The following is an 8418-nucleotide window of genomic DNA, read 5'->3' as shown; positions in this document are numbered from 1 at the left end:
CCCGGCCCTGCCGCCGCTCGCGGTCGGCTGGGCCGTCCGCCGCTGGACGGCGCTGTCCCCGCTGGCCCGGGTCTTCGCCGACGACGTCGCCCGCAGCTGCACGGCCCGCGCCGCGCGGCGGCAGTGAGGCGGGCAGCAGTCCCACGGCCGCGAGCGCCGCAGGGGCGAACGGCGCGGTCTTCCCGGCCCCCGCGCCCCCGCCCGCCGCGACGGCGATGCCCAGGGCCGGACCGACGTTCGTCACCGGCGCAGCGCCAGGCCCGGCAGCGGCCCGCCCGCGACCCTGCGGCCGGTCAACGGGAGCACCAGCAGGCCGGCGGCGAGCGGGCCCTGCCCCGTCCGTCCTGGAGCAGGAAGGTGGCCGTCAGCAGGGCCGTCGAGGCCGCGACTGGCCGAACCGCGCCACGGCTGCCGGTACGAGTGGCTGCGGCCCGCCGTTCGTATACCGTACGAGCACGGCCGCGAAGGCGGCCGACCCGCCGAGCCCCAGCAGCGTCGGCGGCCCGGTCCAGCCGAGGGCCGGTGCGCCGGCCAGCGCGTGCACGAGTACGGCGGGGGCCGCGGCCGGCAGCGCCGCCCCGGTCAGCGCGGGCCGGTCCGGTCCGGCGTGGGCACCCGCACGGCGAGGACGAGGGCGGCGATCACGAGGGCGATCGGAACGTTCAGCACGAACACGGAACGCCGGCCCGCGTGCGCGCCCAGCACGCCCCCGAGCAGCGGACCGGCCGCGCCGATGACACTGGAGGGCGGCCAGGGTGGGGAGGTAGGCGGTGCTGGTCCACCGGACCTGGGCCACGCGCGCTCCCAGGTCGTGGCGCACGCTGGGCTGCGCCACGCTGGGGACGGTGCCCTCGGGGGCGACGAGCGTCCCGCGGTTCTCCGGCGCGTAGCCGGCATACGCGCACCCGAGCGTCCGCGCCTGCTCGCGCGGCGAGGAGGCGGTCGCATGGGCGAGGCGCTCGCCGGGAGCAGCTGCCACGCCAGGAGGTGGCGCCCGCGGTCCTGCCGGGCGCTACGCGTCCGCGTGCATCTCCCGGATCGCCCGCACCAGTCCGGCGACGAGGTTCGCCCGCTCGGCCATGGCATCGACGAGCACGTACTCGTGGTCGGCATGCGCGCCGCCGCCGACCGCGCCCAGGCCGTCGAGGGTCGGCACGCCCAGCGCCGCCGTGAAGTTGCCGTCGCTGCCGCCGCCGACCGAACGGCCTTCGAGGCCGGGGAGCAGCTGCTGGGCGACGGCGAAGAGGTCGGCGGAGGCCGACTCCGGCATCGGCGGCCGGCCGATGGACCCGTGGACCGAGATCTCCGCGTCTTCGAGGTGCGGCGCGAGCGCGGCGAACGCGGACTCGATGCGCGCCTGCTCGCGGGCCGACTCGACCCGCACGTCGGCGGTGACGGTCGCCTCGGCGGGCACGACGTTGTCCACGCCCCCCCGCGGACGCGACGGTCGGGGTCACGGTGGTGCCGATCTCGGGCCGGCCGAGCGCGGCGATGTCCAGTACGAGGTGCGCCGCCTCGATCAGGGCGTTGACCCCGGCCTCGGGCTCCAGGCCCGCGTGCGAGGCCCGGCCCGCGACGGAGACGTGGAACGAGCCGCAGCCCTTGCGTCCCGTCTTCAGGGCGCCGCCGTCGGCGGCGCCTTCGAACACCAGGGCGGCGCCGCAGGCCAGCGCGCGTTCCTCGATGAGGGCCCGGGAGGAGGGGGAGCCGATCTCCTCGTCGGCCGTCACCAGGATCTCGACGCCCGACAGGTCGTCGAGCAGCGCGAGCCCGTGGATGGCCTGTACGAGGCCGCCGAGCATGTCGAAGACCCCGGGGCCGGTCACCCGCCCGTCCTCGACGGCGAACGGCCGGCGTTCGAGGGTGCCGAGCGGGAACACCGTGTCGTGGTGGCCGAGGATCAGCACCCGCGGTTCGCCGCCCCCGGACCAGTGGACGTGCGGTCCGGTCTCGCTCTCGATGAGGACGGCCTCCCCGCCGAGGCGGTTCTCGATGATCGCGGCGACGGTTTTGGCCGATACCCCCAGGGCGTCGAGGTCCCGCGAGGGGGACTCGATCTCGACGAGTGTCCTGAGGTCCTCGATCATCGCGTCCACATTCACATGGACAACCGCACGCATCGTCATGGCCCAAGGGTAGCCGCAGCGCCACGGCTCAAAGTGCCCGGGAAGGGTGGCTGAATCAAGTGCGGCCGGGACGAAAGGGGCATCCGAGGGGATGATGGAGAGGAGGAGGTGTACGGGCCATGGCGGAGCATGACGGCGGTCCCTCGGCGGCGAACCTGGAGGATGGCAAGCTGCTCAAGGAGCTGGAGGCCATCCACCGGACCCGCCACGAGACCCTGCTCTACGGGTCGGACGAGGCGCTGGTCACCCACACGCAGCGGATGAACGAGCTGGAGCACGAGTACGTGCGCCGACACCCGCAGCGCGCGCAGACGCCGGGGCGGACCCGGTCGGGCGCCCGCGCCCGGACCGGCGAGGGCTGAGCGGCGCCACCTGCCGCTCCCGGCCTCGCGGGTCCCCTTTCCGGTGTGCTGGACCTTTCCGGTGAGCTGGACCTTCCTGGTGTGCTCGACCTTCGCCGTATGCGCGACCGGGCAGACCGCCAGCGCAGCATGAGCCTCCTTCGCCTCGAATGAGACATTGATGTATCATTCGAGGCGAAGGAGGCTCATTGCTGTGCGCTGCGGTGGGCCTCCCCGCCCGCTCACCCGAACGGAACCCCATGCACGCCCGCCGTCCCGCCGCTCCACTCGACCCGCGCCGCTGGATCGTCCTCGCGATCCTCTCCGGCAGCCTGCTGCTGATCTCCATGGACACCACGATCCTCAACGTGGCCTTCCCCTCCCTCGTCGGCGATCTCCAGCCCGGCGCCGTGCAGCAGCTGTGGATCATCGACGTCTACGCGCTCGCCCTGTCCGGCCTGCTCGTCACCGCCGGCGCCCTCGGCGACCGCTGGGGCCGCAAGCGGCTGCTCATGGCCGGCTTCGTGATCTTCTCCGTCGCCTCCCTCATCGCCGTCTTCTCCACCGAGGCCTGGCACGTGATCGCGGCCCGCGCCCTCCTCGGCGTCGGCGGCGCGGCGATCATGCCCTCCACCCTCTCGATCCTGCGCAGCGCGTTCACCGACGCCAGGGAGCGGGCCTTCGCACTCGCCGTCTGGGCCGCGGTCTTCGGCGGCGGCATGGCCTTCGGCCCGGTCGTCGGCGGACTCCTCGTCCAGGACTACGGCTGGCACTCCGCCTTCCTCCTGAACCTCCCCGTCGCCGCCGTCATCGTCGCGGCCGGCCTGCGCTACCTCCCCGAATCCCGCTCCCCGCGCAGCGGCGGCCGCTGGGACTGGTGGGGCGTCGGCCAGTCGATCGTCGGCATGCTCGCCCTCGCGGGCGGCATCAAGCAGCTCGGCAAGAGCGGGATCGCCGATCCGCTCCCGTGGGCCCTGCTCGCCGTCGCCGCCCTCGCCCTGACCGTCTTCGTACGCCGTCAGCTGCGCCTGGACAACCCGCTGCTCCAGGTCCGGCTGTTCGCGAAGCCCGCCTTCAGCGTCGCCGCCACCGCGATCTTCCTGCCCATGGTGGGCATGGGCGCGATCCTCTTCCTCGTCACCCAGTGGTTCCAGTACGGCCAGGGCTACACCCCGCTCGAAGCGGGCCTGCGCCTGCTGCCCGCCCCGCTCGCCCTGATCTGCGCCTCGATGGTGGCCCCCACCCTGATGCAGCGCTTCGCCATCCGGCACGTGCTGGGCTCCGCGCTGGTGCTCCTGGCCGTCGGCATGGCCCTGCCCTGGACCTTCCAGCAGATCGCCGAGCTCGGCTACCCGGCGTTCGCCGTGGCCCTCACCGTCATGGGCCTGGGCGCCGGCACCGCCACCACCGTCGCCTCGGTCACGCTGATCTCGACCGCGCCCGCGGACGAGGTCTCCAGCGCCGCCGCCATCGAGGAGACCTGCTACGAACTGGGTTCGGCCATGGGCGTCGCCATCCTCGGCAGCACCGCGGCCGTCCTGTACCGGGGCAACCTGCCGGTCCTCGACCTGGACGGCGCCGCCGCCGCGGCGGTCCGCGAGTCCGTGGGCGAGGCCGCCCACGTCGCCGAACAGCTGGGCGGCGCCGTGGGCAAGGGCCTGATCGACGCGGCCTCCCAGGCCTACACCCTCGCCATCACCCCGGCGTTCCTCATCGCGGGCCTCCTCGCGGTCGCCGCGGCGGCCACCACCTGGACGCTGATCCCGCGCGACCTGCGGCCCACCGAGAACCACTGACACGAGGACCGGGCCCGGCCGCCGGTGTCACCGCGACACCCGGTCACCGCGACACCCCGTCCCCGCGGCCCTCGGTCGCCGCGTCGCCGCCCCACGGCCTCACCGCCGCAGCGGCGACGCGGGCGCCGGGCCCAGCGTGGTGGTGCCCGGCGCCGCGCGGTGGCCGAGCCCCGTCCGGTACGCGTCCAGCGCGGCCTCGGTGCGCCCGGTACGCCGCAGCAGATCGCCCAGCAGGCGGCACAGGTCCGCCAGGTCCCCGCCGGCCCCGCTGCGCTCCAGCAGGGTCAGCGCCTGGACGTAGTGCTCCTCGGCGGACTCGGCCTCCCCGCGCTCCTCCGCCATCAGCCCGAGCAGCCGGTGGGCCCCGCCCGCGTGCACGGCGCCATGGCTGTCGCCCAGCTCCAGCAGCCCCGACAGCAACTCGGCGGCCTCCTCGCACCGGCCCAGCCGGCGCAGCACGTCGGCGAGCTCCACCTCGACCTGCGCCGCGTACAGGGCGGCCCGCCGCGCGGCGAGCATGTCCCGCGCCGTGCGCAACTCCGCCTCCGCCGCCACCAGATCGCCGTTCTGCGCCTGGACGTAGCCGCGCATCCAGTGGCAGTGCGCCAGGTCCGTCCGCAGCCGCAGCTGCTGGTAGATCGCCTGTGCCTTGGCGAGGGAGGCGTCCGCCTCCGCGGTCCGGCCCGCGGTGAGGAACGTACGCGCGACCTGCCGGTGCATCCCCGCCACCAGTGCCGGATCGGCCACCCGCGGGGCCAGTGCCAGCGCCAGCTCGGCGGCGTGCGCGGCCCGGGCGTGGGCGCCCATGTCGATGTACGGGCTGATCACGGCCGCGTACAGCAGCACCAGTGCCTCCGGATCCGCCAGGCCGCCCGCGTTCAGCTCGTCGATGGCCGATTCGAGCAGGTAGCAGGCGTAGCGGAGCTCCCCGGCGAGCAGGTGCGCGACGGCCCGGCCCCGGATCGGGCGGGCCCGGCGGGGCAGCGGCTCATCCGCCAGCAGTTTCTCGGCCGCCTCGAAGTGCCCGATGGCGTCCGGCAGTTCACCTGCCTCCAGGGCGCAGTCGCCGAGGCCCAGCAGGGCCTCGGCCCGCTCGGCGTCGAGGCCGAGCCGCTCCGCCTCCGCCAGCAGCCGCCGGTAGCGCGGGGCCGCTTCGGCGGCGTCCCCCGTGGCCAGCGTCCGCTGGGCGTCGGTGAGGGCCAGGCGCAGCTCGGTGGCCAGATGGGCGGGGCGCCCGGTGGCCAGCTCCTCGTACGAGGTGCCGAGCCGCCCGGCGAGGAAGCGCAGCGCCGTCTCGGAGGGACGGACCTTGCCCGACTCCAGGGTCGAGATGTAGGCGGAAGTGTACGAGGGCTCCGCCAACGCCCGCTGCGTCAGCCCGCGTTCGGCGCGCATGCGCTGAACCCTGCGTCCGATCTCGGCCGGTTCGTCCATGTGGACCCCCTCGTTGCTCCAACTCCCCATGGTGCAGGGGCGGCAGGCCATTGCGCACCTCCCGTGCGCCCTCTAGTTTAAGCAACCGATTCAGCGCACTTATCACTTCGCTTAACTTCCGGTGACTTCCGGCTTCCCGGGGAGAACTCATGGACGCGTCCCTCCGCTTGACGCTGCGCGCCGCCCTCGCCGCGGCCTGTACGACGGCCCTGCTGCTGGCCGCGGGCCCGCTCGGCACGGCGGCCGCCGCGCCGCCGCCACCGGTACCGGCGGGCGTCGGGACCGGGAACGGCGCCGGGACCCAGGTGGAGGTTCCCGGACCCGAGGACGGCACCGTCGCCGGATCCGGCCACGTCCGCGTCCCCGCCGCCGGGAAGGCGAGGAAGGCCCCGCAGCTCTCCGAGGCCGAGCGGGCGGCCGACGGCGACGTCGCCAAGATGGTCGACAACGGTCCGACGTCCGACCGCCTCGACATCGTCGTCGTCGGCGACGGGTACACCGCCGCCGAACAGGACCGCTTCCACGCCGACGCCCGGGCCAAATGGGCCGAGATCACCGCCGTCGAGCCGTACTCCACGTACCGGAACCTCTTCAACGTCTGGACGGTCGACGCCGTCTCCCGCGATTCCGGAGTCTCCGGCGACCCCACCCCGGCCACCGTCCGCGACACCGCCCTCGGCTCGTACTTCTGGTGCGAGGACATCGAGCGGCTGCTCTGCATCGACCAGCCGAAGGTGGACGCGTACGTGGCGAAGGCGCCGGCGGCCGACCTGGTCCTGGTCCTGTCCAACAGCGCCAAGTACGGTGGAGCCGGGTACAACGAGCCCAGCGCCACCCTCGGCTACGAGGGGATATCGACCGCGTCCGCGGGCAACGCCAAGTCCGGGCAGGTCGCCATCCACGAGACGGGCCACTCCCTGGGCAAGCTGGCGGACGAGTACTTCTACCCCGGCACCCCCGGCTACGAGAAGTACGAGGGCCCCGAGCCCGCCGACTCCAACACCTCCACGCTGCCCGCCGACCGGATGGCCGCCGAACGGGCCAAGTGGTACCGCTGGCTCGGCGCCGCATCGCCCGACGGCGGCACGGTCGGCGCGTACGAGGGCGGCGGCTACTACGTCACCGGCCTCTACCGGCCCACCGACAGCTCGATCATGCGGGTGCTGGGCAAGCCCTTCAACCCGCCCGGCACCGAGGCGATGATCGCCGGCTTCTACCAGCACGCGAAGGCCGCCGCCCCCCTCACCCCCACCGGCCGCACCCTGCGGCTGCGCAACACGGCGAAGGTCTCCGTGCCCCGGCTGACCGGCGCGGACGGCCGCCAGCCCGAGGTCCGCTGGTACCTCGACGGCCGCGAGCTGAAGCGGTTCGCGGGCCGCACCGAGGTCGCGGTCGCCGAGCTGTGGCTCTTCGACCTGCGCACGCACAAGCTGTCGGTGACCGCCGAGGACCGCACCCCCTCGGTCCGCGACCCGAAGATCGCCCGCACCCTGAGGTCCACGGTCGACTGGACGGTCCGTCTCTGAGGCGCGGCGCTCAGGCGCCGGCCGCGTACGCCCAGACCTCGCGCACCGGGGCGGACGGCGTCGGGCTGGTCATCGCCACCTGCGTGAGCAGGACGGACACGGAGTCGGTGGCCGGGATGACGTGGCCCGCGGTCCCGGTGCCGCCGACCCAGCCGTACCGCCCCGGCACGTTCCACGGATCGCGGTCCGTGACGTCCACCGAGCCGCCGAACCCCCAGCCCTGGCCCTCCAGGAACAGCTCGCCGCCGGCCCGCTGGGCCGGGGTCAGCCAGTCGGTGGTCATCTTCCGTACGGAATCGGGCGACAGGAGCCGACCCCGGTCCCCCTCCAGCGCCCCCTGCGCGAGCAGCATCCGGCCGAACGCGCACCAGTCGTCGGCGGTCGAGACCAGGCCGCCGGCGCCGGAGGCGAAGGGGGGCAGGCTGCTCCACTGCCCGTGGGGGGCATCGGCCAACGCGAGGCCGCCGTCGCCCTCGCGGTAGAGGCTCGTGAACCGGCCCAGGTCGGCGGGGGGAACGCAGAACCCGGTGTCGGCCATGCCCAGCGGTTCGAAGATCCGCTCGGCCATGAACTCGGGCAGGGACTGCCCGGAGACCCGGGAGATCAGCACGCCCAGGATGTCGTAGCAGGTGTTGTACAGGAACGCCTCGCCCGGCTGGCACAGCATCGGAACGCCCGACAGCGTCTTCAGCCACGCGTCCGGCTCCGCGACCTCCTGTGGCTGCGGCGGCCCCTGCTTCAGCTCGCTGACGAGCGGGCCGACCGCGGGCAGCGAGAAGTCCGCCGGGAACCCGTACCCGGCGCGGGAGGTCAGCAGGTCGAACACGGTGATCGGGCGCTCGGCGGGCACCAGGTCGTCGAGCGCGCTCCCGGGCGTGCGGGCGACCAGCGGCGAGGCCAGCTCGGGCAGCCACGGCGCGATCTCGTCCTCCAGGGCCAGCAGGCCCTCCTCGACCAGCGTCATCACGGCCGCGGCCGTCACCGGTTTGGTCATCGAGGCGATCCGGAAGATCGAATCCCGGACCATCGGAGCCGTGCCCTCCAGGTCGGCCGAGCCGACGGCCGCCACCTCCACCCGGTCGCCCCGGGCCACCAGTCCCACCGCCCCGGGCAGCGATCCGCTGCCCACGTGCCGTTCCAGGATGTCGCGCAGATCGCTCATCACTCCACCTCTCCCGATGCCGCTGCGGATACC

General features: G+C 74.2%; 6 protein-coding genes and 2 pseudogenes. 4 read left to right on the top strand and 4 right to left on the bottom strand.

The annotated features are described in order from the left end of the window. A pseudogene (locus ACS04_RS39455) lies at nt 1-127 on the top strand (LysR family transcriptional regulator); the annotation flags it as partial. 455 nt (nt 128-582) lie between these two features. Here the strand turns inward: ACS04_RS39455 and ACS04_RS40065 are convergent. Then, nucleotides 583-705 (bottom strand): hypothetical protein, encoded by a 123-nt coding sequence (locus ACS04_RS40065; RefSeq protein ID WP_280921015.1) that lies wholly within the window; start codon nt 703-705, stop codon nt 583-585. Between the two features lie 307 nt (nt 706-1012). Continuing rightward, a pseudogene (locus ACS04_RS20855) lies at nt 1013-2126 on the bottom strand (M20 family metallopeptidase). A gap of 119 nt (nt 2127-2245) precedes the next feature. On the opposite strand from ACS04_RS20855, the gene ACS04_RS20850 reads away from it, so the two are divergent. After that, on the top strand, nt 2246-2488 hold the full coding sequence (locus tag ACS04_RS20850) for a DUF6158 family protein (protein WP_048478198.1): 243 nt from the start codon (nt 2246-2248) through the stop codon (nt 2486-2488). 239 nt (nt 2489-2727) lie between these two features. Continuing rightward, entirely contained in the window at nt 2728-4263 is a 1536-nt protein-coding gene (locus tag ACS04_RS20845) for an MFS transporter (RefSeq protein WP_048478219.1), read from the top strand. Nucleotides 4264-4362: 99 nt separating this feature from the next. Here the strand turns inward: ACS04_RS20845 and ACS04_RS20840 are convergent, their stop codons facing one another. After that, nucleotides 4363-5697 carry a tetratricopeptide repeat protein gene (locus tag ACS04_RS20840; protein ID WP_048478197.1) on the bottom strand — a complete coding sequence of 445 codons (1335 nt, stop codon included), beginning with the start codon at nt 5695-5697 and terminating at the stop codon, nt 4363-4365. Nucleotides 5698-5846: 149 nt separating this feature from the next. Between ACS04_RS20840 and ACS04_RS20835 the strand changes: the two genes are divergently transcribed. Then, nucleotides 5847-7223, top strand: coding sequence for a M64 family metallopeptidase (locus tag ACS04_RS20835; protein ID WP_048478196.1), 1377 nt, complete (start codon nt 5847-5849; stop codon nt 7221-7223). 10 nt (nt 7224-7233) lie between these two features. On the opposite strand, the gene ACS04_RS20830 is transcribed toward ACS04_RS20835, so the two are convergent. Beyond that, on the bottom strand, nt 7234-8385 hold the full coding sequence (locus tag ACS04_RS20830) for a serine hydrolase domain-containing protein (RefSeq protein WP_048478195.1): 1152 nt from the start codon (nt 8383-8385) through the stop codon (nt 7234-7236). Nucleotides 8386-8418 lie beyond the last annotated feature (33 nt).

The sequence above is a fragment of the Streptomyces roseus genome (assembly GCF_001044425.1).
Classification (GTDB): domain Bacteria; phylum Actinomycetota; class Actinomycetes; order Streptomycetales; family Streptomycetaceae; genus Streptomyces; species Streptomyces roseus.
Note: the sequence above shows the minus strand (reverse complement) of the source record. Positions and strands in the feature narration are given on the sequence as shown.